The sequence below is a fragment of the Neorhizobium sp. PAMB6716 genome (genome assembly GCF_058242805.1).
Genome location: NZ_CM177835.1, coordinates 3,307,501 through 3,331,859, shown reverse-complemented (window position 1 = coordinate 3,331,859; position 24,359 = coordinate 3,307,501). Strand labels below are relative to the sequence as shown.

Here is a 24,359-nt window from a genome sequence, read left to right as displayed (position 1 = left end):
AAAGTCGAAGTGCAAGCTAAAAATCTTCGGATCACACGCATGAAAACGGATGTTCTCCTCTGAGTTCGGGCCGAAGGGCAGAAAGGATTGCCAATGGATGATGTGTGCCGCGCAGCAATCGCATCAGCGGCAGGCTGCCTGCTGGGCCAAGATCCAGCCGTTCATCGTCCGGTGGAAGGCGTTCTGCTTCATCCTCGGTGACGAGAGCGATGGCCAGATTGAGGACAGCTTTGCCGATACTGGAAACCCTTGCAATTCCGCTGTGGCGGATCTCGATCAGGCCGGCGATGGAAGGCGGTCTTGTGGCGATCACGGCATTTGCGCGGGCCGTCACGAAAACCTGATCGTCGGCAATGAGGGCGGCAAAGGCGCCGGCTTGGTGCGCTGCATTGAGGCAAGCCAAGGCCATTGTCGATTTTCCGCTGCCGGAGGGGCCGCAAAAGAGAAGGCCGCGTGTGCCGATGACGATCGCCGTGCCGTGGATGTTGTGTTGAGCCTCCCTCACGCAGCCTCCCCGGCTGGAAGGGACAGGGTGAAGCGGGCGCCGGTGACGGTTTTTCCGTCGGTCAGGTTTTCCGCCTTCAGCGTGCCGCCATGCGCTTCGGCGATCTGGCGGCTGATCGAGAGGCCAAGGCCGGAGTTCTGGCCAAAACTTTCGCCTTCCGGGCGGTCGGTGTAGAAACGCTCGAAAATCCGGTCAATGTCTTCGGCGCGGATGCCCGGTCCGTTGTCATCCACCTGAACCACACAGTTGTCGCGGTTCTTGTAGAGTTTGACGGTGATGCGCCCGCCCTTATCCGGCACGAAGGAGCGAGCGTTTTCGATGAGGTTGGTGATGATCTGGCCGAGCCGAAGGTCGTGTCCATGCACGCGGTAACTCGTCTTCACGCCGGGCTTGTGATCGACCGAAAGCTCGATATCGACAGGCTTGCGGCCGGTGCGGATCTGGCGCGAGATGTCGACAAGGTTGCTCGCCAGCATTTCCATGTCGACCGGTGCCGCATCCGAGCGGGCCAGTTCGGCATCCAGTCGCGAGGCATCGGAAATATCGGTGATCAACCGGTCAAGACGGCGCACGTCATGCAGGATGATGGCGGTGAGGCGCTGCTTGGAATCCTCGTTCTTCGCCAGCGGCAGGGTTTCCACCGCGCTGCGCAGCGAGGTGAGCGGGTTTTTTAGCTCGTGGCTGACGTCGGCCGCAAAGCTTTCGATGGCATCGATGCGGTCATAGAGCGCGTTGGTCATGTCGCGCAGCGCAATCGAGAGGTTGCCGATTTCATCCTGACGGGCAGAAAAATCAGGAATTTCCTCGCGCTGCTTCACGCCGCGGCGCACACGGATGGCGGCAGCCGACAGGCGGCGCAGCGGGTTGGCAATGGTCGACGACAACAGCAGCGACAGAAGAATGTTGACGAGCGTTGCAACGCCGAAGACGCGCATGATCGCCAGCCGCTCGGCATGGACGATATTGTCGATATCGCCGGCTTGTGTGGAAAGCAGCAAAACGCCGAGCACGGCGCGGAAGCGCTGGACGGGCACGGCGACCGAAACGATCAGCTCACCCTTGTCGGTGACGCGCACCACGGCGCCGCGCACACCGGTCAGCGCATTCATCACTTCCGGATAGATGGAGCCATCGCCGCCCGGTGCCTCGCGATAGGCCGGGAGATTTCCGGGTTGCAGCACGCGGTTGACGATGCTGGCAAACCATTCGTTCCAGGTGGCGGTTTCGCTTTCCACCGGCGGCAGGTCGTAGCGCAGCACCTGGCCGCGCGAATAGAGATGGCGCGAATCGAGCAGCAGATTGGCATCGGCATCAAACAGGCGGGCGCGCGTGCGGGTCGGCGAAATCAGTCGCCGCAGCACAGGCGCCACCCGCTCCGGATTGATCGGAAAACCGAGATCCTCATCGTTCGGCACCGGCGTGATGCTCTGGCCGGCCTGCAGTTCCAGAAGCTTGCCGGGATCGATGGTGATGGAATTGGTATCGACGGAGGCCGAAGCCGAAATCGCGCCGGCAATGATTTCGCCTTGCGTCAGAAGACTTTCGACGCGGGCATCGATCAGACCCTCGCGGAACTGGTTGAGGTAGAGAATACCCGCCACTAGAACCACGGTCGCTGCAATGTTGAAGAACAGGATGCGGCGGGTGAGGCTTGAAAACACCGCATTGCCGAAAATGCGGCGAATGAGCGTGAAGGGATGCGACCATACCCTTCGCGTCGGGCGGGAGCTTCTTGCCTCCGCCCCTTCCGTTTCGCCGGATTGTATTGCCTGATCGGCCACGCCTTCACCTTTCACGCAACCGCCTGCCGTCCTGGCGGTCGATGTGCTGCGCGTATGTCTGCAGCCATTCAGGCCGCTTCGCGGAACCTGTAGCCTACGCCGTAGAGCGTTTCGATCATATCGAAATCGCCGTCAACCATTTTGAATTTCTTGCGAAGGCGCTTGATATGGCTGTCGATGGTGCGATCGTCCACATAGACCTGTTCGTCATAGGCGGCGTCCATCAGGGCATCGCGGCTTTTGACCACACCGGGACGCTGCGCCAGCGAATGCAGGATGAGGAATTCCGTCACCGTCAGCGTCACCGGCTCACCCTTCCAGGTGCAGGTATGGCGCTCCTGGTCCATGGCGAGCTGTCCGCGCTCCAGCGTGCGGGCTGCCTGATCGGCAATGGCTTTTGGCGTGCCGGGCGCTGCCTGACCTTCGCGGCTCGTTGCGCGGCGCAGGATCGCCTTGACGCGCTCGACGAGCAGGCGCTGCGAAAACGGCTTGGTGATGAAATCGTCGGCGCCCATCTTCAGGCCGAACAGCTCATCGATTTCCTCATCCTTGGAGGTGAGGAAGATCACCGGCATATCGGATTTCTGGCGCAGGCGACGCAACAGTTCCATGCCATCCATACGCGGCATCTTGATATCGAAAATCGCCAGCTGCGGCGGGCGAGCCAGAAGTCCGTCAAGCGCAGAAGCACCGTCCGTATAGGTCTCAACGCGATATCCTTCTGCCTCCAGTGCAATCGACACTGACGTTAGAATATTGCGATCGTCGTCCACCAACGCGACTGTTTGCATTCTGTCTATCTCCGCCATTCTCAACGCATCTCCTGGATTGTGGCCCAGCCGGACGACTGTCCGGGTTTGCGTGTCTTGAGGATAAAGGTGGAACAAATTGTGGCAAAGATAAAGGGGAGGGTGTTTTGGTCTCTCCCAGCAAGGCTCTCAAGGGTGCACGAGAATCCGAACATTTCTTCGCCTTTAAACGATTTAAACAGAACGAAAAGTTTTTAAATCGATTAAATAATTGATTTTATTGACGTAATTCTATTTTCGCTCTTGCTCTTTTAAAAAACGCTGTTTAGCCTTGTCTCATTACCAACGTCAGCTGAAGGGAAGCGCGACATGGAGGCACTCGGTGTTTACAATCCGTCGAATGGCATTGCGGCCATCGGTCTTGGCGGTGCGGCGCGCGTCAACTACAATCTGAACGAGAGCGAACTGTACGAAGCAGCGCTGCGTTCGGGTGAAGCAGAGCTGACGGTGGATGGCGCGCTGCGTGCCGTCACGGGCCAGCACACAGGCCGTTCGCCGAAGGACAAGTTTGTCGTTCGCGATGAAAACACCGATCCGAAAATCTGGTGGGACAACAACAAGCCGATGTCGCCGGAGCATTTCGAGATCCTGCGCCAGGACATGCTGGCGCATGCGGCCGGCCGCACGCTTTATGTGCAGGACCTGATCGGCGGTGCCGATGTGGACAATGCGCTGCCCACCCGCATGGTGACCGAACTTGCCTGGCACGCGCTGTTCATCCGCAACCTGCTGATTCGCCCGGATCGCTCGACGCTGCCCTCCTTCCAGCAGAAGCTGACGATCATCAACCTGCCGAGCTTCCGCGCCGATCCGGCCCGCCATGGCTGCCGCACGGAAACGGTCATCGCCTGCGACCTCACGAACGGCCTCGTGCTGATCGGCGGCACGTCTTATGCTGGCGAAAACAAGAAATCGGTCTTCACGGTTCTCAACTACCTGCTGCCGGAAAAGGGTGTCATGCCCATGCACTGCTCGGCCAATGTCGGCCCCGCCGGTGATTCGGCCGTGTTCTTCGGCCTGTCCGGCACCGGCAAGACGACACTGTCTGCCGATCCGAACCGCACGCTGATCGGTGATGACGAGCATGGCTGGGGCGAAAACGGCATCTTTAACTTCGAAGGTGGTTGTTACGCCAAGGCGATCCGCCTGTCGGCCGAAGCCGAGCCGGAAATCTATGCGGCCACCCGCCGCTTCGGCACCGTGCTGGAAAACGTCGTGATGGACGAAAACCGCGTGCCTGATTTCGACGACACGTCGCTCACGGAAAATACCCGCAGCGCCTATCCGCTGCATTTCATTCCGAACGCATCGGCAACCGGTCTTGCGCCGCATCCGAAGACGATCATCATGCTGACGGCCGATGCGTTTGGCGTGATGCCGCCGATCGCCCGGCTGACGCCGGAACAGGCGATGTACCACTTCCTCTCCGGCTACACAGCCAAGGTTGCCGGCACGGAAAAGGGCGTGACTGAACCGGAAGCCACCTTCTCCACCTGCTTCGGCGCGCCTTTCATGCCGCGTCATCCGACGGAATATGGCAATCTGCTGCGCGACCTGATTGCAAAGCACGAGGTCGATTGCTGGCTGGTCAACACCGGCTGGACCGGTGGCGCCTACGGCATCGGCCGCCGCATGCCGATCAAGGCAACCCGCGCGCTTCTGACGGCAGCGCTGACGGGCGAGCTGAAGAAGGCAGAGTTCCGCACCGACGAGAATTTTGGCTTTGCCGTTCCGGTCGCTGTGCCGGACGTGGACAGCGCCATCCTCGATCCGCGGTCCACCTGGGCGGATGGTGAAGCTTATGACGCGCAGGCGCAAAAGCTGGTCAACATGTTCATCTCGAACTTCACCAAGTTCGAGAACCATGTCGACAGCAAGGTGCGCGACGCAGCGCCGGGCGTGCTTGCCGCAGCCGAGTGAGGATTCACGTGGAACATTGATCACCGCCGGTCCTTCTGGGGCCGGCGGTTTTCTTTTGGCGGCATTTGTGAAATAGAGGGCGCCGGAGAAGAACCATGGCCAGCGACCCCCTTGTCATCAACAGCCGCATCACCATCGCCGGATGGGAGCTGACAGAACAGTTCGTTCTGGCGAGCGGTCCCGGCGGACAGAATGTCAACAAGGTTTCCACCGCCGTCCAGCTGTTCTTTAACCTGATGGGCTCGCCGGCGCTGAGTGACCGGGTGAAGGCCAATGCGGCGCAACTGGCCGGTCGCAGGCTTTCCAAGGAAGGTATTCTGCTGATCGAGGCCAACCGCTTTCGCAGCCAGGAGCGCAACCGCGAGGATGCTCGCGAGCGGCTGAAGGAGCTGCTGCTCGATGCCGCAAAACCGCCACCTCCGCCACGCCGCAAGACAAAACCCACCAAGGGCTCGGTTGAACGGCGGCTGAAGGAAAAATCCGGGCGTTCCGAAGTGAAGAAGATGCGCGGCCGCCCCGGCGGCGACTGAGACGGAGGCACATGCATGGCACCGCTTATGAACGGTATTCGCCACCTGCCGGAATTTCTGGACCGGGAGGCCCAGGCGCGGCTGGTCGAGACCGTGCGTGCCATCGTCGCGCAGGCTCCTCTTTATGTACCCGCCATGCCGCGCACGGGAAAACCGATGTCCGTGCGCATGACCAATTGCGGATCGCTTGGCTGGGTGACGGACAAGGACCAGGGCTATCGCTACCAGCCGCATCATCCCGCAACGGGAGAGCCGTGGCCTGTCATTCCCGACGAACTCCTGAAGATCTGGGATAGGCTGTCCGGCTACCCAAAGCCGCCGGAGGCCTGCCTCATCAACTTCTATGCCGATGACGCCCGCATGAGCCTGCATCAGGACCGCGATGAACAGGCGCTGGATGCCCCCGTCGTGTCGCTTTCGCTCGGCAATACCTGCCTGTTTCGCGTCGGCGGGCTGGAGCGGGGAGATCCAACAGGATCGTTTCGCCTGCAAAGCGGCGATGCCGTGGTGCTGGGCGGAGAGGGGCGTCTGGCGTTTCACGGTGTCGACCGCATCTATCCGGCCACCTCGACGCTTTTGAAGAAGGGCGGGCGCATCAACCTGACGCTGCGCCGGGTCAATCGCTGACGATTGATCTTCATCGCCAGCGATAGATCGCTTACAGTTTACGCAGCGCCACCGTTTCGATGAAGTGATTGCTGCCCTTGCGCAGGATCAGATCGGCGCGCGGGCGCGTCGGCAGAATGTTCTGGCGCAGGTTCTTCAGATTGATGTTTTCCCAGAGACCTTCGGCAATGGAGAGCGCTGTCACCTCGTCAATCGTCGCATACCGGTTGAAGAAGGAGTTCGGGTCGCGAAACGCCGTCTGGCGCAGGCGCATGAAGCGTTCCACATACCAGTTGTGGATCTGGCTTTCCTCGGCATCGATATAGATTGAGAAATCGAAGAAATCCGAGACGATCGGCACAATCGTGCCATCGGCCGGCAAGGTGCGCGACTGCAGCACGTTGATGCCTTCGAAGATCAGGATATCCGGCCGGTCGACGACCGTGTGTTCGTCGGCAAGCACATCGTAGGTCAGATGCGAATAACGCGGCGCCATGACATTCGGCTTGCCGGCCTTGATGGCGGAGAGGAAGCGCAGCAGCGCGCCAACATCATAACTTTCCGGAAAACCCTTGCGCTCCATCAGGTTTTCGCGCTTCAGCACGGCGTTCGGATAAAGAAAGCCGTCTGTGGTGACGAGATCGACCTTGGGGCTGGAGGGCCAGCGCGCCAGAAGCTCCTTCAGGATGCGGGCCGTCGTGGATTTGCCCACGGCAACCGAGCCTGCAATGCCGATGACGAAGGGCGTCTTCACCTGATCCGACAGGCTCAAAAACCGGTTGCGCTGCTGGAACAGCAGCTGCGAGGCTTCCACATGGGCCGACAGAAGACGCGACAGCGACAGGTAGATGCGCCGGACTTCATCGAGATCGATCGGGTCATCCAGCGAGCGCAGGCGTTTGACCTCGTCTGCCGTCAGCGTCAGCGGCGTATCGGCCCGAAAATGCGACCATTCCTCCGAGGTAAACAGGAAGAACGGTGAATAATTGCTGGCAGCGGACGGCTTTGGCGGAATATCGGGTTCAACGCTCTGGCTGGCGATCGTCATGGGGATTGTCGGCTCGCCTTTTCCTGAAGGCCCGATTGGGCCGTGCGGCGTTGAAGTTCATCCAGCACATCCTGCAACGGAATGCCCGCAATCTTCAATACGACCAACAGATGATAAAGAAGATCGGCCGCTTCTGCCGTCAGGTTCTGCCGGTCGTTGAGGATGGCGGCAATGACGGTTTCCACCGCCTCTTCGCCCAGCTTCTTGGCAGCCTTTTCCTGGCCAGCGGAGACAAGCTTTGCCGTCCAGGAGCTTTGCGGATCGGCCTTGGCGCGCTCGGAGACAATCGCCTCCAGATCGGTGAGGGAAAACTGTGTCATCCGTGTCTCCTCAGTCGAGCCGCATCGCAATGCCATGGTCAGCCATGTAGCGCTTGGCTTCGCCGATGGAATAGGTGCCGAAGTGGAAGATGGAGGCGGCCAGAACCGCCGTCGCATGGCCATCGCGCACGCCTGCCACCAGATCGTCCAGCGAGCCGACGCCGCCAGACGCGATCACCGGCACGCGAACCGCATCGGCAATCGCCCGCGTCAGTTCCAGATCATAACCGACCTTGGTGCCATCGCGGTCCATGGACGTCACCAGCAGTTCGCCGGCGCCCAGCTCCACCATGCGGGCGGCAAATTCTACCGCGTCGATGCCCGTCGCGTTGCGCCCGCCATGGGTATAGATTTCCCAGGCGCTCATATTGTCGGAACCGACGCCCTGGCTTCGCCGCCGTTTGGCATCGATGGAGACGACAATGCACTGGTTGCCGAACTTGTCGGCAGCCTGCGCCACGAAATCCGGATTGTTGACCGCCGCCGAATTGATCGACACCTTGTCGGCACCAGCGAGCAGCAGTTTGCGGATGTCGGAGACCGCGCGCACGCCGCCACCCACGGTGAGCGGCATAAAACAATGTTCCGCCGTCTCAGCCACCACATCGAAGATCGTGTCGCGATTGTCGGCAGAGGCGGTAATGTCGAGGAAACAAAGCTCGTCGGCACCCGCCGCATCATAGGCCTTTGCCGCCTCCACCGGATCGCCGGCATCGATCAGGTCAACAAAGTTGACACCCTTCACAACGCGGCCGTCCTTCACATCGAGGCAGGGAATGACACGGGCCTTGAGGGTCATCGGACGGCCTCCATCTTTTCCATGCGCGTCCTCGTTGCTACGCAACTGCGGGCGACGCGGCTGTCCTTCACATCGGGGCAGGGAATGACGCGGGCCTTGGGGGTCATGCGGACACTCCCTTCGCAGCCCGGATCAGCGCCAATGCTTCTGCCGGGTCGATGCGTCCGTCATAAAGCGCGCGGCCGGAAATGGCGCCTTCGAGATTGGCGGCATCGGGCTGCAGCATGCGGCGGATATCGTCCATGGAGGCAAGGCCACCGGAAGCAATCACGGGGATCGCGGTGCTGTTGGCAAGTTCCAGCGTCGAAGCCCAGTTGATGCCGGCCAGAATGCCGTCGCGGTCGATGTCGGTGTAGATGATGGCGGCGACGCCGGCGCCCTCGAATTTTTGCGCAAGTTCTACGATGCCAAGCTCGGAGGCTTCCGCCCAGCCTTCCACCGCCACCTTGCCGCCCTTGGCATCGATGCCGACGGCAATCTGGCCGGGGAACTTTTTGCAGGCCTCAATGACCAGCGCCGGATCCCGCACGGCAACGGTGCCGAGGATGACGCGGGCAAGGCCGCGCGACAGCCAGGCTTCGATATGCTCCAGCGTGCGAATGCCGCCGCCGAGCTGCACCGGGTTTTTCGTCGCCTTCAAAATGGCGTCGATGGCAAAGCCGTTGCGGCTTTCACCGGCAAAGGCGCCGTCGAGATCCACCACATGCAGCCATTCAAAACCCTGATCTTCGAAGGCTTTAGCCTGAGCGGCGGGATCGGGATTGTAGATGGTTGCCTGGTCCATATCGCCAAGCTTCAGGCGAACGCACTGGCCGTCTTTCAGGTCGATGGCGGGAAAGAGGATCATGTCAGGGCTTCCAGCGCAGGAAATTGGAGATGAGGGCAAGGCCGAGCGTCTGGCTCTTTTCCGGATGGAATTGGGCACCCGCCGTATTTTCATGGGCGACAAACGCCGTCATCGGCCCGCCGTAATCGGTCGTGGCCACGATGTCATCAGGGTTTTCTGCCGCCAAGTGATAAGAATGCACGAAATAGGCGTGCAGCCCGTCCGGGCCTGTGGGGATGCCGTCGAAAAGGGCGTGCGGGCGGTGGAGCGTCAGCGTGTTCCAGCCGATCTGCGGGATCTTGAGCGTCGGGTCGGACGGCGTCATTTCCTTGACGTCACCGCGGATCCAGCCGAAACCTTGCGTCACGTCTTTTTCCAGACCCCGCGAGGACATCAGCTGCATGCCGACGCAGATGCCGAGAAAGGGCCGGCCTTTTGTCTTGACCGTTTCGAACAGCGCCTCTTCCATGCCCTCGACCGCGGAAAGGCCGCGACGGCAATCGGCATAAGCGCCGACGCCGGGTAGAACGACGCGATCGGCGGCGGCCACGATGTCAGGGCTGTCCGTCAGCTCGATTGTTGCATCAAGGCCTGCTTCCCGCGCGGCCCGCTCAAAGGCCTTGGTGGCGGAGCGAAGATTGCCCGATCCGTAGTCGATGATTGCAACGCGCATCAGCGTCCCTTCCCCATATCGAAAAGCCCGAGCGCCGGGCCGCCGTAAGCGGGGCCATCCTTGCGCTGGGAGATTTTGGTCCAGTCTGCTGCCGGAACCACAAATTTTTCCGGCTCGGGCAGGGCGGCGAAAAACATCGCCTCGGCGGTGGCAAGGTCCGGCGCCAGCAGCACCGCTTCTTCGCGCCACCCGCGCCGCATCAGGCTTTGCACCTGCATATGGCGTGCCTCAAGGCCGATCAGAAGTCCGAGCGCCAGGCTGGACAGCGTTCCCGCCCAGAAAAAGCCGGGCTGGTCCGCCAGCCATCCCGCAAGCACCTGCACACCAAGGGCGGCAAGTCCGGCCCACCAGCAGCGGTGCAGCAAAAGCCAGGGGCCCGGAAATACCAGCGCCAGCAGCGACATGCGATCCGCGATGAAGCGGGTGGTGCGATGATCCCGGTCGGGTCCATCCGGTGGCGTGAGGATGATATAGCGTTTCAAAGGTCCTCCTGACGGGCGTCAGACCAGCGTGCCCTTGGTGGATGGCACCCGTCCCGCCTGGCGGGGATCGATTTCTGTCGCCTGGCGCAACACCCGCGCCACGGCCTTGAAGCAGGTCTCGGCAATATGGTGGTTGTTGGCGCCGTAATGGTTCATCACATGCAGCGTGATGCCGGCATTCTGGGCCAGCGCATGGAAGAACTCGCGCACCAGTTCCGTATCGAACGTGCCGATTTTCGGTGCACTGAAGGCAACGTTCCAGACGAGGAACGGCCGGCCGGAAAGGTCGACGGCAGCCTTGGTCATGGTTTCGTCCATGGCAAGATCGATCGAGGCATAACGGGTGATGCCGCGCCGGTCGCCGAGCGCCTTCGAAATTGCCTGGCCGATGGCAATGCCGGTATCTTCCACCGAATGATGATCGTCGATGTGCAGGTCGCCGTTGCAATCGATATCCATGTCGATCAGCGAATGGCGCGACAGCTGGTCGAGCATATGATCGAAGAAGCCGATGCCCGTCTTGATGGTCGATTTGCCGGTGCCGTCGAGATCGACGGTCACGGAAATGGCGGTCTCGTTGGTCTTGCGCGAAATCGTGGCGCGGCGTTCGGTCATCATACCCACCGGATCTATCAGTCTTCGGAACGTCTGCGCTCATTATCAGCCGCAAAGCTGCGGTGCAAACGAATAGACGGCCCGGATGTTTCCGCGCGACGGAGCGGATTTGCAATCTACGGCGCACCACTTACATGAGGTTCCAACAGCCGGAATGGACCGGCGACAGGAAGCCCGATTGCGGGCGACAGGTGAAACATATGACGACAATCATTACCGTGCGGAAAGGCGGAAAGGTCATCATGGCCGGAGATGGCCAGGTGAGCCTTGGCCAGACCGTGATGAAGGGCAATGCGCGCAAGGTGCGCCGCATCGGCAAGGGCGAGGTGATCGCCGGATTTGCCGGTGCCACGGCTGATGCCTTCACGCTGCTCGATCGGCTGGAAAAGAAGCTGGAACAGTATCCGGGCCAGCTGATGCGCGCGGCCGTCGAGCTTGCCAAGGACTGGCGCACCGACAAATACCTGCGCAACCTCGAAGCCATGATGCTGGTGGCAGACAAGACGGTGACGCTGGCCGTCACCGGCAATGGCGATGTGCTGGAACCGGAACACGGCACGATTGCCATCGGGTCCGGCGGCAATTTTGCCTATGCGGCGGCGCGCGCCATGATGGATTCGGACAAGGATGCCGAACAGATCGCCCGCGCCGCGCTCGATATCGCAGCCGATATCTGCGTCTATACCAACCACAATCTGGTGGTCGAATCGCTCGACGCCGAATGAGCGTCCGGCAATCCCCCTAACGAATGTTGACCATGGGTCCCTGGGGCCGGGCTGATCGAAAAAGCCGGCCGGGCAGGGATGCCGCAAGAGGAAGATATGACCACTTTTTCTCCCCGCGAAATCGTCTCCGAACTGGACCGCTACATCATTGGCCAGCATGAGGCGAAACGTGCCGTCGCCATTGCGCTTCGAAATCGCTGGCGCCGCCAGCAGCTCGATGAGAGCCTGCGCGACGAGGTAATGCCGAAGAACATCCTGATGATCGGGCCGACCGGCGTCGGCAAGACGGAAATCTCCCGGCGCCTCGCCAAGCTTGCCGGTGCGCCCTTCATCAAGGTGGAAGCAACCAAGTTCACCGAAGTCGGTTATGTCGGCCGTGACGTCGAGCAGATCATCCGCGATCTCGTCGAGATCGGCATCGGCCTGGTGCGCGACAAGAAACGCGCCGAAGTGCAGGCCAAGGCGCACCAGAGTGCCGAAGAACGTGTGCTCGATGCGCTTGTGGGCACCACGGCTTCGCCTGCCACACGTGAAACATTCCGCAAGAAGCTGCGCGCCGGCGAGCTGGACGACAAGGAAATCGAAATCGAGGTGGCCGATGCCGGGTCCGGCATGCCCGGATTTGAAATGCCCGGCATGCCCGGCGCCAATATCGGCGTGCTCAACCTGTCGGAAATGTTCGGCAAGGCGATGGGCGGGCGCACCAAGAAGGTGCGCACGACGGTCACGAAATCCTATGGCGACCTCATCCGTGACGAAAGCGACAAGCTGATCGACAACGAGGTCATTCAGCGCGAGGCCGTGCGCTCCGTTGAAAACGACGGCATCGTCTTCCTGGACGAGATCGACAAGATCGCCGCGCGCGATGGCGGCATGGGGGCGGGCGTGTCTCGCGAGGGCGTGCAGCGAGATCTGCTGCCGCTCGTCGAAGGCACCACGGTTTCGACCAAATATGGCCCTGTCAAAACCGACCATATCCTGTTCATCGCGTCCGGCGCCTTCCATGTCTCGAAACCGTCCGACCTGTTGCCGGAGCTTCAGGGCCGCCTGCCGATCCGCGTCGAGCTGAAGGCTCTGACGAAGGAGGATTTCCGCCGCATCCTGACGGAAACCGAGGCAAGCCTCATCCGCCAGTACCGGGCGCTGATGGAAACCGAACAGCTGGCGCTCGATTTCACCGAGGATGCCATCGATGCACTGGCAGATGTTGCCGTGCATCTGAACTCGTCGGTTGAAAACATCGGCGCGCGGCGTCTGCAGACGGTGATGGAGCGGGTGCTCGATGAGATTTCGTTCAACGCGCCGGATCGTCCGGGATCTGCCGTCACGATTGATTCGGCCTATGTGAAGCAGCATGTCGGCGATATCGCCGCCGATACGGATCTGTCGCGTTACATCCTGTAAAACGTGGCAAGGCGGCAACGGCCGGTGGCCGTACGCCTGCTCATGACGGGAAATTGAAAGGCGCGGGCTCGACTCCGCGCCTTGCTTTTCAGTAATGCAGCACCAGTTGATTATGATGCGATGCGCATGTCTGATTCGTCAGAGAGTGCAGGGCCATCCGGCCGGCTCATCATGAAGTCCTGAGGCACTGAAATCTTGCGACGTATCCTTCTGGCATTGCTGATGATTTTTGCCTGGAGCGCATCTCATGCGCTGGCTGGCGGCTTGAATGTCGTTCCGCCAGGCAACCGTAATGCCGAACAGCCCAAGGTGCCGGGTGCTTCCGTGCGCCGCACCAAGGCCGGCAGAAGCACGTTCGACGAAAAATACGACAAGATCCGCGAGCTTCTGGCCAGCGACAAGTCGCTGATCTCCAAGATCAAGCAGACCTCGCGCCAGTACGATATCGACCCGATCCACATCATCGGCGCCATCGTCGGCGAACACACCTATAATGTCGATGCCTATGACCGGCTGCAGTCCTATTATGTGAAGGCCGCCGCCTATGCCGGCGACCGCTTCCGCTTCGGCTACAAGGACGAGACGATCGGTGTCTTCGTTGAGCGCGCGCAGTTTTCAAAATGCGATGATTTCAACGATTCCTACCGGCTGTGGTCCTGCCGCGAAGAGGTGTGGGAGCGCGTCTTCCGCGGCAAGACGGTGGAGGGCGTGTCCTATCCCGACAACCGCTTCAGCGCCGTGTTCTTCCAGCCTTTCTTTGCAGGGCAGACCTTTGGCCTTGGCCAGATCAACCCGCTGACGGCGCTGATGCAATCGGACATGGTGGCGCGCCGCTCCGGTTATTCGAAGCTCGATGCCTCGGATGCGGCCGATGTCTACAAGGCCATCATGGATCCGGATCAGTCGCTCGCCTATATGGCCGCCACCATCCGCCGCGCCATCGATGATTATGCGCAGATCGCTGGAATGGACATTTCCCATAATCCCGGCATTACCGCGACGCTTTATAATGTCGGCAATTCCGCAGACCGCGCCGCAGCGCTTGCCGCGCGCAACCGCAACGGCGGGTTCTCCTGGCCGGAAGAGAATTATTACGGCTGGCTGGTGAACGACAAGCTCGATGAATTGAAATCGCTGCTCTGAGTTCTGATATAAGGTCTCCAAGCAAATGCTTACAGGAGAACCGGTCATGGACATGCGTCCCGAGCCTTTCGAGCCGCCGGCACCGGTTCCCCGCACTGTTCCGCCTGGCCGCCTGGAGATCATCCGCACCGTTTTGCGCAATCCGCTCGAACTCTGGGGTGAACCGTCCTATACGCTGCCGTGGATCGAGACGAAGTTTTTTGCCGAGCGCACGATCATCGTCAATGATCCGGGTCTCATCCGCCATGTGCTGGTGGATAATGTTTCCAATTACGAGATGTCGGAAATCCGCCAGCTCATCCTGCGCCCGATCCTGCGGGACGGGCTGCTGACGGCGGAAGGCCCTGTCTGGAAGCGGTCGCGAAAGGCCATGGCGCCGGTCTTTACGCCGCGCCATGCGAAAGGCTTTGCCGGCAAGATGCTGGCGCAATCGCAAAATTACATCGAAAAATATGCCGATATCGGCCCCGACGGGCGCGTCGAGGATATTTCCGTCGACATGACGGAAATCGCCTTTGCCATTCTCTCGGAAACACTGTTTTCCGGCGATATCGTCACGCAGAGCGACAAGTTTTCCGACGATGTGGACAGCCTGCTGCACCGCATGGGCCGCGTCGATCCGATGGATCTTTTGCGCGCGCCGCCCTGGGTGCCGCGTCTGACGCGCATCGGCGGCGCCAAGGTTCTGGGCAAATTCCGAGAGATCGTGCGGCTCACCATGGAAAAGCGCAAGGCGATGATGCGGGCTGACCGCGCCTCAACGCCCGACGATTTTCTGACGCTGCTTCTCGACCTTGCCGGCCCCGACGGGCTGACGCTGGATGAGATCGAGGACAATATCCTCACCTTCATCGGTGCTGGTCACGAGACGACGGCGCGTGCGCTTGCCTGGACGCTCTACTGCGTTTCCCATTCGCCGCAGGTGCGCGGCCAGATGGAAGAGGAGATCGACCGGGTGATGGCCTCGGGGGCCGAACCCGTCGAATGGCTGGACCTGATGCCGCATGTGCGGGCCGCCTTCGAAGAGGGTATGCGGCTTTATCCGCCGGCACCCTCCATCAATCGCGCCGCCATTGCCGATGATCGCTGGACAAGTGCCGAAGGAAAGACTGTCGAGATTGCGGCGGGGACCACGGTTCTCATCATGCCCTGGACGCTGCATCGCCATGCGCTCTACTGGGAAAAACCTCGCGCATTCATGCCGGAGCGGTTTTTGCCGGAAAACCGCGGCAAGATCCATCGTTTCCAGTATCTGCCTTTCGGGGCCGGGCCGCGCGTCTGCATCGGCGCGACATTTGCCATGCAGGAGGCGGTCATTGCGCTTGCCGTGCTGATGGCACGTTACCGGTTCGATGCGGTGCCGGGTGTCGCACCCTGGCCGGTGCAGAAGCTGACAACCCAGCCGCGTGACGGCCTGCCGATGCGTGTCAGCCCGCGCTGACCCGTCCCGACTGGCAGATTTTTGCGGCCACTTAGGCCTCAAAGGGATGGCGCGCGTTGATGGGCGCGTTTCTCGCGGGCTTCGCCCTTGCCTGCCACCAATGCCGCATTGACTAAGCGGTCCGCGCGCGCAAAAACCACAGGTGACGCAATGATGGAGCATCCGGATGAACCGAATCGAGAAACATGGCCTGGCCATTGACGAGGCGCTGCATGCCTTTCTGGTCCATGAGGCGCTTCCCGGCAGCGGCATCGATCCCGAACATTTCCTGGAAGGTTTTTCGCGCATCGTCCACGAGCTTGCGCCGAAAAACCGCGCGCTTCTGAAGACCCGTGATGCGCTGCAGGAAAAGCTCGACGAATGGTACCGCAAGAACGGCGCGCCGGGGGATTCGGCGGTTTATGAAGCCTTCCTGCGCGAGATCGGCTATCTCCTGCCGGAAGGGCCGGATTTTAAGGTCGAGACCGGCAGTGTCGATCCGGAGATCGCCGAAATCGCCGGCCCGCAGCTGGTCGTGCCGGTGATGAACGCCCGTTATGCACTGAACGCTGCCAATGCGCGCTGGGGCTCGCTCTATGACGCGCTGTACGGCACGGATGCGATTGCCGAGACCGACGGTGCCGAAAAAGGCGCGTCCTACAATCCGGTCCGTGGTGCAAAGGTCATTGCCTGGGCGCGACGCTTCCTCGACCAGTCCGTGCCGCTCGAAGGCGCCTCCTGGACGGATGTCACGGCCCTTTCCCTCGTCGACGGCGCGCTCTCGGTGTCGGCCAAGGACAAGACGGTCACGCTTGTCGATGCCGCACAATTTGCCGGCTATCGCGGCGAGGCATCCCGCCCGACACACCTGCTTTTCACGCGCAACCGGCTGCATGTCGAAATCCGCATCGATGCCTCGACCGCCATCGGCAAGGATGATCCGGCGCATATTTCCGATGTCTGGCTTGAATCGGCCATCACCACGATCATGGACTGCGAGGATTCTGTCGCTGCCGTCGATGCCGAGGACAAGGTTGTGGTCTACCGCAACTGGCTCGGCCTGATGAAGGGCGACCTGTCCGAAGAGGTGTCGAAGGGGGCAAGCACCTTTACCCGCCGCCTGAACCCCGACCTCCAGTATACGGCGCCGGATGGCACACCCTTCGAGGTGCATGCCCGTTCGCTGATGCTGGTGCGCAATGTCGGCCACCTGATGACCAATCCGGCCATTCTCGATCGTGACGGTCACGAGGTGCCGGAAGGCATCATGGATGCGGCGGTAACCGCCCTGATTGCTCTTTATGATGTCGGCCCGAACGGGCGTCGGCAGAATTCGCGTCTCGGCTCGATGTATGTGGTAAAGCCGAAGATGCACGGGCCGGAGGAAGTGGCCTTTGCCTGCGAGATCTTTTCGCGCGTCGAGGACTTGCTCGGCATGGCGCCGAATACGATCAAGATGGGCATCATGGACGAGGAGCGCCGCACCACCATCAACCTCAAGGAATGTATTCGCGCCGCGCGCGAACGGGTGGTTTTCATCAACACGGGCTTCCTTGATCGCACCGGCGACGAGATCCACACCTCGATGGAAGCCGGGCCGATGATTCGCAAGGGCGACATGAAACAGGCGCCCTGGATTGCCGCCTATGAAAACTGGAATGTCGATATCGGGCTTGCCTGCGGCCTCTCCGGCCATGCGCAGATCGGCAAGGGCATGTGGGCCATGCCGGACCTGATGGCAGCCATGCTGGAGCAGAAGATCGCCCATCCGAAGGCCGGTGCCAACACGGCTTGGGTTCCATCACCGACGGCGGCCACGCTCCATGCCACGCATTATCATACAGTGAATGTCGCCGAGGTTCAGGCCAGCCTGACATCGCGCGCGCGGGCAAAACTCTCGGATATCCTCTCCGTGCCGGTAACTTCTCGCCCCAACTGGACGCCGGAAGAGGTGCAGCGCGAACTGGATAACAACGCGCAAGGGATCCTCGGTTATGTCGTGCGCTGGATCGATCAGGGCGTCGGCTGCTCCAAGGTGCCGGACATCAACAATGTCGGGCTGATGGAAGACCGGGCGACGCTGCGCATCTCGGCCCAGCATATGGCCAACTGGCTGCACCACGGGCTGGTCACGGAAGCGCAGGTGGTGGAAACCATGCGCCGCATGGCTTCCGTGGTTGACGGGCAGAATGCCGGCGACCCGCTCTACCAGCCGATGGCTGGCCGTTTCGAGCAGTCGGTTGCCTTCCAGGCGGCGCTCGATCTGGTGCTGAAGGGGCGCGAACAGCCGAATGGCTATACAGAGCCTGTCCTGCACCGTCGCCGGCTGGAAGCCAAGGCAAAGGCCTGATTGAAAAAGGCCCGTGGCGCATCGCCACGGGCCTTTCAAATGCCGCATACGAAAACGGCGCGTCTGGCGCGCCGTTTGACAGTGTGTTGCGGAAAAGACCGCAGCTTACTGGATGACGATGACCTTCGTCTCGCGGCCGGGACGCACGCGGCTGTAAAGGTCGATGACGTCCTGATTGATCATGCGGATGCAGCCAGACGAGGCGGCGGTGCCGATCGAGGCCCATTCCGGCGTGCCATGCAGGCGAAACAGCGTGTCCTGGCCCTTGTCATTGAAGAGATACATGGCGCGCGCACCGAGCGGATTGCTGAGGCCCGGGCCCATGCCATCTTCGACGTAACGGGCAATGTCGGGCTTGCGCACGGCCATTTCCTTCGGCGGATGCCAGGTCGGCCATTCCTGCTTCCAGGCCACATAGGCTTCGCCGGCCCAGGCAAAACCCTGCTTGCCGACGCCGATGCCGTAACGCACGGCCTTGCCACCGGGCAGGATGTAATAGAGGAAGCGTTCCCGCGTGTTGACGATGATGGTGCCCGGGCGTTCCTTGCTGTCGAAATCGACAATCTGGCGGTAGAACTTCTTGTCCATGCGGCTGATCGGAATGGCCGGCAACGCATAGCCGGCATCGGTGACTGCGCCATAGGATTCGCTGAAGATCGCGTTGGTCTCAACGCGGACGGGCGCCACGGCAACCTGCCGGGTGTCGGATGTGGTGGAGCAGCCGGAAAGGGCCAGCATCGCCAACAGGCCGGATGCGATCATGCGTGTGCGGGTTTGCATGGAGTTCTCTTAAATGGTGGGGTCAGGGCAGATGATGGATGCCATCTTTGATTGAGCGGTTATTTTCTATTAGAAGGGGGTTGGCAAGGCATCGTGGCGCACCCGGGGGGCGCGCCGTCACAAATGAAAAATGCATTGTCTTTTTGCAACAATCCGCAGTGCAAACCATGTGTTATCGATGACGATCGTTCAAATCGGCCCTAACAATCCGTTAATCGACGGCCGGCAATCCAGCCGGGCGATGATGGTGCGCCGTGGCGTGCAGATCCTCTTGACCGAGATGCGCCACACGCTTCTGCCCGAACTGACGCTCGCCAGTGGCCGCCGCGCCGATCTGGTGTCGATCACCGACAAGGGCGAGATCTGGATCATCGAGATCAAGACCTCGATCGAGGATTTTCGCGTCGACCGGAAGTGGCCCGATTACCGGCACTATTGCGACCGGCTGCTGTTTGCCACCCATAATCAGGTTCCGCTGGAGATCTTTCCGGAGGATTGCGGCCTGCTGCTGTCGGACGGTTATGGCGCGCATCTGTTGCGCGAGGCGCCGGAACACCGGCTGAGTTCCGCGCAGCGCAAATCAATGACACTGTCCTTTGCCCGCGTCGCAGGCCAGCGCCTGCTGGCCGCCGAATGGGCGACCGGCCAGATTTTTGGAGACGGCTGACACCGGTGCCCGCAGTTATTTTGGCGCGCGCTTGGCCAGAATCCGCTGCAGCGTGCGGCGATGCATATTAAGCCGTCGCGCCGTTTCGGAAACATTGCGCTCGCACATTTCATAGACCCGCTGGATATGTTCCCAGCGCACACGGTCCGCCGACATCGGATTTTCCGGCACATCCGCCTTTTCACCGGGGCGCTGGGTCAGTGCTGAATAGACATCATCGGCATCGGCGGGTTTTGACAGGTAATCGACCGCCCCCAGTTTCACGGCCGTCACGGCGGTTGCGATATTGCCATAGCCGGTCAGTACGATGACGCGTGTATCCTCGCGCTGCTGGCGGATCGCTTCAATCACGTCGAGCCCGTTACCGTCGCCGAGCCGCAAGTCCACCACGGCATATTTCGGCGGGCGCGCCCGGGATTTTGCAATGCCTTCGGCCACCGATTCGGCCATTTCCACCTGAAAGCCGCGGCTTTCCATGGCGCGCGCCAGCCGGCGCAGAAACGGCGCGTCGTCATCAACGATCAGAAGCGTCGCGTCCGGCCCCAGATCACCGGTGCCATCGCCCGTTTCGCCAGCTTCAATCTTGTCTGCCATCATTGTCTTGTCTCCACCGGGGGCGTCCCGGTCTTCCGGCTCTTATCCGGCATTCTATACGCATGTCATTACGCGTTTACCGGCCTGTCGGGTCACTGTCGATTGTGGGTCACGCCTGCATCTGCATGACCGCACGGGGCCAGGTGACGCGCACCATGGCCCCCTCGACATCCGGGCCGCGATTGGCAAAGTCGAGTACTGCCCCGGATCGTTCCAGCAAGGTCTTGGCGATGAAGAGGCCAAGGCCGAGGCCGCCGGCCCGCGGATTTTCGCGGCTTCGTGTCGACATATAGGGTTCCCCGATATGGGTTAAAACATCCGGCGCAAAACCTTGGCCGTCATCCTCGATGGTAATGACCACCTTATCGACATCGTGTTCCACCGTCACGGTTACCTTTTGACACGCAAAGTCGACGGCATTCTCGATGAGATTTCCGAGCCCGTAGAGAATGCCGGCATTGCGGTTGCCGACCGGCTCCTTGGCGCGGTCACCCTTCTCCACGAGTTCCAGGGCAATGCCGAACTGCCGATGCGGCGCCATCACCTCTTCGATCAGCGAGGAGAGTGGCAGCCGGCGCATATGCTCCTCGTTTTCCGCCGAAAGGGAAGTCAACCGGCGAAGAATGTCGCGGCAGCGTTCGCTCTGGCTGCGCAAGAGCGCCACGTCCTCGCCGTAGCGCGGATCAGTGCCCAGTTCGCGCTCCATTTCCTTGGCCACCACGCTGATCGTTGCAAGCGGGGTGCCAAGCTCATGGGCGGCCGCAGCAGCAAGGCCATCCAGCTGTGACAGGTGTTTTTCGCGTTCCAGCACCAGTTCCGTTGCCGCCAGCGCATCGGCGAGCAGCGTCGCCTCCATGGAAACGCGGTAGGCATAAAAGGCGGCAAAGATCATCATCGAGACGATGGCGCACCAGGAGCCGAGCTGCAGGATCGGATGGATCAGAAGCATCTCGCCCTCCAGCCAGGGAACCGGATAAGGCGAAAGAACCAGCGTCGTCGTGCAGACGATGGCAAAGCCGAGAAGGCCGAGCGAGTGGCGCAGCGGCAGCGATCCGAACGAGATGATGACGGGCACGCAGATGAGCGGCGCGAACGGATTGGCAATGCCGCCGGTGATGAATAAGAGGCACGCCATCTGGAGAAGATCGAAACCGAGCAGGCAAAGCGCTGCTACCGGCTGAAGCCGGTGCGTTGGCGGAAACCGCAGCGACAGAACAAGGTTGGCGAGCGCAAGCGCTGCGACCAGCACGGCGGTTTCGACAAGCGGCATCGCATAGTTAAGGACAAGCGCCACAATCAGCACGGTGATCGTCTGGCCCGCCACCGCCAGCCAGCGCAGCCGAACCAGCGTCTGAAGCCGCATGCTGCGGCTGGCGCGGCCAAACTGCGCGTGGCGGATGGAGATCTGTTCCATGCTCATGTCCTCGTCAGGTTCCCCGCGGTTTTGCGCGTGCGGTCGGTGCTGCATTGGCCGGATCTTCCGGCCAGGCATGTCTTGGATATTGCCCGCGCATATCGGCGCGCACGTCCCGCCAGGATCCGGCCCAGAAGCCGGGCAGGTCGCGCGTGGTCTGGATCGGCCGATGGGCAGGCGATGTCAATTCGAGAAGAAGCGGCAATCTGCCGCCGGCCACGGACGGATGTGCCTTCAGCCCGAACAGTTCCTGCACCCGAAGGGAAATCACCGGCTCCTCGCCGTCGTAGCGGATCGGATGCCGCTGTCCCGTCGGGGCCTCAAAATGCGTCGGCGCCAGCCGGTTGATTTCCGAGCGTACCGCATGGGGAATGAGGGTGCGAAGCCCCTCGGCAAGGCTGCCCTGGTCGATGGCATCGAGGCTGCTGCGGCCGGACTGGAACGGCGTGAACCAATCGTCCAGCCGGGATAGCAGCGCTTCTTCCGACACATCCGGCCAGGGCTCGCCGATCGTGCGGTTCAAAAAGCCGATGCGCGCGCGCAGCTGCTCGGTGTCCTTGGAAAACGAAAGCGCCCGAAGGCCAAGCTGGCGCACGCCATCCGCCAGCGCTTCGGCGGCCTGCGCACCGGTCGGGCGAGGAAGCGGCGTTTCTTCCAGAATGATGGCGCCAAGCCGCACCACCTTGCGCGCCCGCACCTGCCGGCTCTGCCGGTCGAAATAACCTTCCTGCCGCCGTTCGATGGCATCGGCCAGTTCCGCCTCCACGCTGTCGCGGTCGATCTCGGCCGCTGCCAGAATGCGCGCCTGTGCCGCCCGTCCCGTCAGGTCTGCAATAACAAGCATGCGGGCGCCCGAGAGACGTTCGGTCTCCGGCAGTTCGGCGCCGCGACCATTCGCCATCACAAACCGTCCGCGCGCGCCGCGCTGCAGCGCCACCCGGTCGGGATAGGCATGCATCAGCAGGTGACCGGCAAGGACGGGCGCCGGGGCCGAATTTTGAGATTGCGCCGAGCGCGGCAGCGCATCAGCCAGCCGCCGGGCAAGCTGTCGGGCAGCATCAGCCCGCTCGCCGCGTTCGTTGCGGAAAGATTTGAGCCGCTGGTCGAGATCGACATCCGGCCCGCCGAGCCCCTGTTCCGTCATCAGCACGGCCAGCTGGCAGGCGGCCAGTCCCTGGCCTTGCTCTGCGCCGGCAATCGCCATGGCCGCAAGCCGCGGTGGCAGCGAAAGCCCCCGCATCATCCGGCCCTTCGGCGTCAGCATGTCGGAGGTATCGAGCGCGCCCATCATGTGCAGCAATTGGCGTGCTTCATGGAGCGCTCCTGCCGGCGGCGGATCGAGGAACGAAAGGTCGGCCGGGTCGCGCACGCCCCAATGGGCAAGATCCAGCGCAAGGCCGGAAAGGTCGCTTGCCAGAATCTGCGGCGGCGTGAAAGCCGGCATGGCCGCCGTCTGGCCGGCATGCCAGAGGCGGATGACGATGCCGGGCTGCGTCCGCCCGGCACGGCCCGCCCGCTGGTCCGCCGAAGCGCGCGATACTTTGACGGTTTCCAGCCGGGTGATGCCGGTTGACGGTTCAAACACCGGCAGACGCTGCAATCCGCTGTCGATCACGATACGCACGCCATCAATGGTGATAGACGTTTCGGCAATCGAGGTGGCAAGCACCACTTTACGCTTGCCTTTCGCCGTTGGCCGGATCGCCAGATCCTGCTCCTTTTGCGAAAGATTGCCGTAAAGCGGAGTGACTATAGTAGTCTCCGGCAGCTTCTGGGACAGCCGCTCGGCGGTGCGCAGGATTTCCCCCTGGCCCGGCAGGAAGGCAAGGATCGATCCCTCTTCTTCTGCATGGGCTCTCAGGATGGCGCGCGCCATGGCATCCTCGATGCGCTCCGAGGGCCCGCGTTCGCCGTGGCGGATGTCGATGGGAAAACTGCGGCCTTCGCTGACGATCACAGGCGGATTGCTGAGAAGATCTGCCACGCGCTCCACATCGAGCGTTGCAGACATGACAAGAAGTTTTAGGTCTTCGCGCAGCGCGCCCTGCGCATCGAGCGCCAGCGCCAGGCCAAAATCGGCATCCAGCGAGCGCTCGTGGAATTCATCGAACACCACCACTGACACGCCCGACAGCTCGGGATCCTCCAGAATCATGCGGGCAAACACGCCCTCCGTCACCACCTCGATGCGGGTTGCCGCGGAAATCCGGTTATCAAGCCGCATGCGATAGCCGACAGTGTGGCCAACCGTTTCCGACAGGAGAGAGGCCATGCGCGCGGCCGCTGCCCGCGCGGCCAGCCGCCGCGGCTCCAGGAGGATGATCTTGCCGCTGCACCAGTCCTGGTCGAGCAGGAAAAGCGGCACCAGCGTTGTTTTGCCAGCGCCCGGCGGGGCTGACAGAACGGCGCGGTTGGCGCGCGCCAGACCGGCGGCGATATCCGGCAGCACCGAGCTGACCGGCAGGCGGGGCAGGGGGGCATGCGTGCGTGTCATGCGGCAGATGTCCCGCCGCGTACTGTTTCATAGGCAAGGATGGCACCGGCCAGATCCTCAAGGGCCGCGCCCACCGATTTGAACAGGGTGATTTCATCGTCAGATTGCCGGCCCGGATGCTGCCCGCGTGTCAGCTCGGCAAGGTCTGCGCGAATGTCACCCGGCGCAAGCGTCCCGTTGCCCAGGGGAATGACGATGTCGCCGGCCTCATGCATGGCACCGGCGCGCGTATCGACAAAAACGCTGGCGCGGGAAACAGCCGTGTCATCGCTCTCGCGCATGGTCGGCTTGAAGGCGCCAACGAGATCGAGATGGGCGCCGGGCTTCAGCCAGTCGCCGCGGATCAGCGGCTCGACGGAGAGGGTTGCGCAGGAAACGATATCCGCGCGGCCAACGGCTGCCTCAAGGTCTCGCACCGGCTCCACATCAAAGCCTGCCTCTTGCGCCTCCCGTG

Annotated in this window: 24 protein-coding genes (1 of these 24 running past the window's edge); 9 read left to right on the top strand and 15 right to left on the bottom strand. The window is 61.7% G+C overall.

From position 1 onward, the window contains the following. Window positions 1-31: 31 nt before the first annotated feature. From AC4CWH_RS16235 to chvI, 3 genes are all read right to left on the bottom strand, one after another. Window positions 32-505, bottom strand: a complete 474-nt coding sequence (locus AC4CWH_RS16235; RefSeq protein ID WP_491319532.1) for an HPr kinase/phosphorylase — start codon at window positions 503-505, stop codon at window positions 32-34. After that, on the bottom strand, window positions 502-2,271 hold the full coding sequence (locus tag AC4CWH_RS16230) for a stimulus-sensing domain-containing protein (RefSeq protein WP_491321447.1): 1,770 nt from the start codon (window positions 2,269-2,271) through the stop codon (window positions 502-504). The genes AC4CWH_RS16235 and AC4CWH_RS16230 overlap by 4 nt, the downstream gene beginning before the upstream one ends. A gap of 83 nt (window positions 2,272-2,354) precedes the next feature. Further along, window positions 2,355-3,077 (bottom strand): two-component system response regulator ChvI, encoded by a 723-nt coding sequence (gene chvI / locus AC4CWH_RS16225; RefSeq protein WP_210106877.1) that lies wholly within the window; start codon window positions 3,075-3,077, stop codon window positions 2,355-2,357. A 327-nt stretch (window positions 3,078-3,404) separates the two neighbouring features. Between chvI and AC4CWH_RS16220 the strand changes: the two genes are divergently transcribed. From AC4CWH_RS16220 to AC4CWH_RS16210, 3 genes are all read left to right on the top strand, one after another. After that, entirely contained in the window at window positions 3,405-5,015 is a 1,611-nt protein-coding gene (locus AC4CWH_RS16220; RefSeq protein WP_491319531.1) for a phosphoenolpyruvate carboxykinase, read from the top strand. Between the two features lie 95 nt (window positions 5,016-5,110). Next, entirely contained in the window at window positions 5,111-5,545 is a 435-nt protein-coding gene (gene arfB / locus AC4CWH_RS16215; RefSeq protein ID WP_491319530.1) for an alternative ribosome rescue aminoacyl-tRNA hydrolase ArfB, read from the top strand. A 15-nt stretch (window positions 5,546-5,560) separates the two neighbouring features. Next, window positions 5,561-6,172: an alpha-ketoglutarate-dependent dioxygenase AlkB family protein gene (locus AC4CWH_RS16210; protein WP_491319529.1), complete on the top strand. Its 612-nt coding sequence runs from the start codon at window positions 5,561-5,563 to the stop codon at window positions 6,170-6,172. A 31-nt stretch (window positions 6,173-6,203) separates the two neighbouring features. Here the strand turns inward: AC4CWH_RS16210 and coaA are convergent, their stop codons facing one another. The 7 genes from coaA to hisB form a co-directional block, all read right to left on the bottom strand. Continuing rightward, window positions 6,204-7,199 (bottom strand): type I pantothenate kinase, encoded by a 996-nt coding sequence (gene coaA, locus AC4CWH_RS16205; RefSeq protein WP_491283073.1) that lies wholly within the window; start codon window positions 7,197-7,199, stop codon window positions 6,204-6,206. Beyond that, window positions 7,196-7,519 carry a phosphoribosyl-ATP diphosphatase gene (locus AC4CWH_RS16200; RefSeq protein WP_491283072.1) on the bottom strand — a complete coding sequence of 108 codons (324 nt, stop codon included), beginning with the start codon at window positions 7,517-7,519 and terminating at the stop codon, window positions 7,196-7,198. Before AC4CWH_RS16200 ends, coaA begins: the two co-directional genes overlap by 4 nt. A 10-nt stretch (window positions 7,520-7,529) precedes the next feature. Further along, window positions 7,530-8,318, bottom strand: coding sequence for an imidazole glycerol phosphate synthase subunit HisF (gene hisF, locus AC4CWH_RS16195; protein ID WP_491283071.1), 789 nt, complete (start codon window positions 8,316-8,318; stop codon window positions 7,530-7,532). A 103-nt stretch (window positions 8,319-8,421) separates the two neighbouring features. Continuing rightward, a complete protein-coding gene (hisA, locus tag AC4CWH_RS16190; protein WP_491319528.1) occupies window positions 8,422-9,165 on the bottom strand; it encodes a 1-(5-phosphoribosyl)-5-[(5-phosphoribosylamino)methylideneamino]imidazole-4-carboxamide isomerase in 744 nt (247 codons plus the stop codon). Window position 9,166: 1 nt separating this feature from the next. Further along, window positions 9,167-9,817, bottom strand: coding sequence for an imidazole glycerol phosphate synthase subunit HisH (gene hisH, locus AC4CWH_RS16185; protein ID WP_491283069.1), 651 nt, complete (start codon window positions 9,815-9,817; stop codon window positions 9,167-9,169). Then, window positions 9,817-10,299 (bottom strand): DUF2628 domain-containing protein, encoded by a 483-nt coding sequence (locus tag AC4CWH_RS16180; protein WP_491319527.1) that lies wholly within the window; start codon window positions 10,297-10,299, stop codon window positions 9,817-9,819. Before AC4CWH_RS16180 ends, hisH begins: the two co-directional genes overlap by 1 nt. Window positions 10,300-10,317: 18 nt before the next feature. After that, on the bottom strand, window positions 10,318-10,914 hold the full coding sequence (gene hisB / locus AC4CWH_RS16175) for an imidazoleglycerol-phosphate dehydratase HisB (protein ID WP_491285497.1): 597 nt from the start codon (window positions 10,912-10,914) through the stop codon (window positions 10,318-10,320). 200 nt (window positions 10,915-11,114) lie between these two features. Between hisB and hslV the strand changes: the two genes are divergently transcribed. From hslV to AC4CWH_RS16150, 5 genes are all read left to right on the top strand, one after another. Beyond that, a complete protein-coding gene (gene hslV / locus AC4CWH_RS16170; RefSeq protein ID WP_491319526.1) occupies window positions 11,115-11,639 on the top strand; it encodes an ATP-dependent protease subunit HslV in 525 nt (174 codons plus the stop codon). Between the two features lie 96 nt (window positions 11,640-11,735). Beyond that, the gene (gene hslU, locus AC4CWH_RS16165; protein WP_491283066.1) at window positions 11,736-13,043 is read left to right on the top strand and encodes an ATP-dependent protease ATPase subunit HslU; all 1,308 of its coding nucleotides are present in this window, start codon (window positions 11,736-11,738) and stop codon (window positions 13,041-13,043) included. A gap of 195 nt (window positions 13,044-13,238) precedes the next feature. Then, complete coding sequence (locus AC4CWH_RS16160) at window positions 13,239-14,186, top strand: DUF1402 family protein (RefSeq protein WP_491319525.1); 948 nt, start codon at window positions 13,239-13,241, stop codon at window positions 14,184-14,186. Between the two features lie 46 nt (window positions 14,187-14,232). Beyond that, window positions 14,233-15,627, top strand: a complete 1,395-nt coding sequence (locus tag AC4CWH_RS16155; protein ID WP_491319524.1) for a cytochrome P450 — start codon at window positions 14,233-14,235, stop codon at window positions 15,625-15,627. A 166-nt stretch (window positions 15,628-15,793) separates the two neighbouring features. Continuing rightward, entirely contained in the window at window positions 15,794-17,956 is a 2,163-nt protein-coding gene (locus AC4CWH_RS16150; RefSeq protein ID WP_491319523.1) for a malate synthase G, read from the top strand. A 105-nt stretch (window positions 17,957-18,061) separates the two neighbouring features. Here AC4CWH_RS16150 and AC4CWH_RS16145 read toward each other — a convergent pair whose 3' ends face one another. Beyond that, entirely contained in the window at window positions 18,062-18,736 is a 675-nt protein-coding gene (locus AC4CWH_RS16145) for a L,D-transpeptidase (RefSeq protein ID WP_491283062.1), read from the bottom strand. A gap of 178 nt (window positions 18,737-18,914) precedes the next feature. On the opposite strand from AC4CWH_RS16145, the gene AC4CWH_RS16140 reads away from it, so the two are divergent. After that, on the top strand, window positions 18,915-19,403 hold the full coding sequence (locus tag AC4CWH_RS16140) for an MmcB family DNA repair protein (protein ID WP_491319522.1): 489 nt from the start codon (window positions 18,915-18,917) through the stop codon (window positions 19,401-19,403). Between the two features lie 15 nt (window positions 19,404-19,418). Here the strand turns inward: AC4CWH_RS16140 and AC4CWH_RS16135 are convergent, their stop codons facing one another. From AC4CWH_RS16135 to lhpI, 4 genes are all read right to left on the bottom strand, one after another. Further along, the gene (locus AC4CWH_RS16135; RefSeq protein WP_491285495.1) at window positions 19,419-19,997 is read right to left on the bottom strand and encodes an ActR/PrrA/RegA family redox response regulator transcription factor; all 579 of its coding nucleotides are present in this window, start codon (window positions 19,995-19,997) and stop codon (window positions 19,419-19,421) included. 109 nt (window positions 19,998-20,106) lie between these two features. Beyond that, window positions 20,107-21,411, bottom strand: a complete 1,305-nt coding sequence (locus AC4CWH_RS16130) for an ActS/PrrB/RegB family redox-sensitive histidine kinase (protein ID WP_491319521.1) — start codon at window positions 21,409-21,411, stop codon at window positions 20,107-20,109. A gap of 13 nt (window positions 21,412-21,424) precedes the next feature. Beyond that, complete coding sequence (gene hrpB, locus AC4CWH_RS16125) at window positions 21,425-23,905, bottom strand: ATP-dependent helicase HrpB (protein WP_491319520.1); 2,481 nt, start codon at window positions 23,903-23,905, stop codon at window positions 21,425-21,427. Further along, window positions 23,902-24,359, bottom strand: partial view of a bifunctional Delta(1)-pyrroline-2-carboxylate/Delta(1)-piperideine-2-carboxylate reductase gene (gene lhpI / locus AC4CWH_RS16120; protein WP_491319519.1) — the 3' end only. The gene runs 499 nt beyond the window's last position; only the last 458 of its 957 coding nucleotides appear in the window; its start codon lies beyond the right edge, outside the window; its stop codon occupies window positions 23,902-23,904. The genes hrpB and lhpI overlap by 4 nt, the downstream gene beginning before the upstream one ends.

Bases quoted from the DNA above. Each gene is read 5' to 3' on its own strand.
- hslV (WP_491319526.1), top strand. From the start codon at position 11,115: ATGACGACAATCATTACCGTGCGGAAAGGCGGAAAGGTCATCATGGCC.
- AC4CWH_RS16200 (WP_491283072.1), bottom strand. From the start codon at position 7,519: ATGACACAGTTTTCCCTCACCGATCTGGAGGCGATTGTCTCCGAGCGC.
- coaA (WP_491283073.1), bottom strand. From the start codon at position 7,199: ATGACGATCGCCAGCCAGAGCGTTGAACCCGATATTCCGCCAAAGCCG.
- AC4CWH_RS16145 (WP_491283062.1), bottom strand. From the start codon at position 18,736: ATGCAAACCCGCACACGCATGATCGCATCCGGCCTGTTGGCGATGCTG.
- hisH (WP_491283069.1), bottom strand. From the start codon at position 9,817: ATGCGCGTTGCAATCATCGACTACGGATCGGGCAATCTTCGCTCCGCC.
- AC4CWH_RS16220 (WP_491319531.1), top strand. From the start codon at position 3,405: ATGGAGGCACTCGGTGTTTACAATCCGTCGAATGGCATTGCGGCCATC.
- AC4CWH_RS16210 (WP_491319529.1), top strand. From the start codon at position 5,561: ATGGCACCGCTTATGAACGGTATTCGCCACCTGCCGGAATTTCTGGAC.
- AC4CWH_RS16130 (WP_491319521.1), bottom strand. From the start codon at position 21,411: ATGGAACAGATCTCCATCCGCCACGCGCAGTTTGGCCGCGCCAGCCGC.
- chvI (WP_210106877.1), bottom strand. From the start codon at position 3,077: ATGCAAACAGTCGCGTTGGTGGACGACGATCGCAATATTCTAACGTCA.
- hisF (WP_491283071.1), bottom strand. From the start codon at position 8,318: ATGACCCTCAAGGCCCGTGTCATTCCCTGCCTCGATGTGAAGGACGGC.
- hisA (WP_491319528.1), bottom strand. From the start codon at position 9,165: ATGATCCTCTTTCCCGCCATCGACCTGAAAGACGGCCAGTGCGTTCGC.
- hisB (WP_491285497.1), bottom strand. From the start codon at position 10,914: ATGACCGAACGCCGCGCCACGATTTCGCGCAAGACCAACGAGACCGCC.
- AC4CWH_RS16155 (WP_491319524.1), top strand. From the start codon at position 14,233: ATGGACATGCGTCCCGAGCCTTTCGAGCCGCCGGCACCGGTTCCCCGC.
- hrpB (WP_491319520.1), bottom strand. From the start codon at position 23,905: ATGACACGCACGCATGCCCCCCTGCCCCGCCTGCCGGTCAGCTCGGTG.
- AC4CWH_RS16140 (WP_491319522.1), top strand. From the start codon at position 18,915: ATGACGATCGTTCAAATCGGCCCTAACAATCCGTTAATCGACGGCCGG.
- hslU (WP_491283066.1), top strand. From the start codon at position 11,736: ATGACCACTTTTTCTCCCCGCGAAATCGTCTCCGAACTGGACCGCTAC.
- arfB (WP_491319530.1), top strand. From the start codon at position 5,111: ATGGCCAGCGACCCCCTTGTCATCAACAGCCGCATCACCATCGCCGGA.
- AC4CWH_RS16135 (WP_491285495.1), bottom strand. From the start codon at position 19,997: ATGGCAGACAAGATTGAAGCTGGCGAAACGGGCGATGGCACCGGTGAT.
- AC4CWH_RS16150 (WP_491319523.1), top strand. From the start codon at position 15,794: ATGAACCGAATCGAGAAACATGGCCTGGCCATTGACGAGGCGCTGCAT.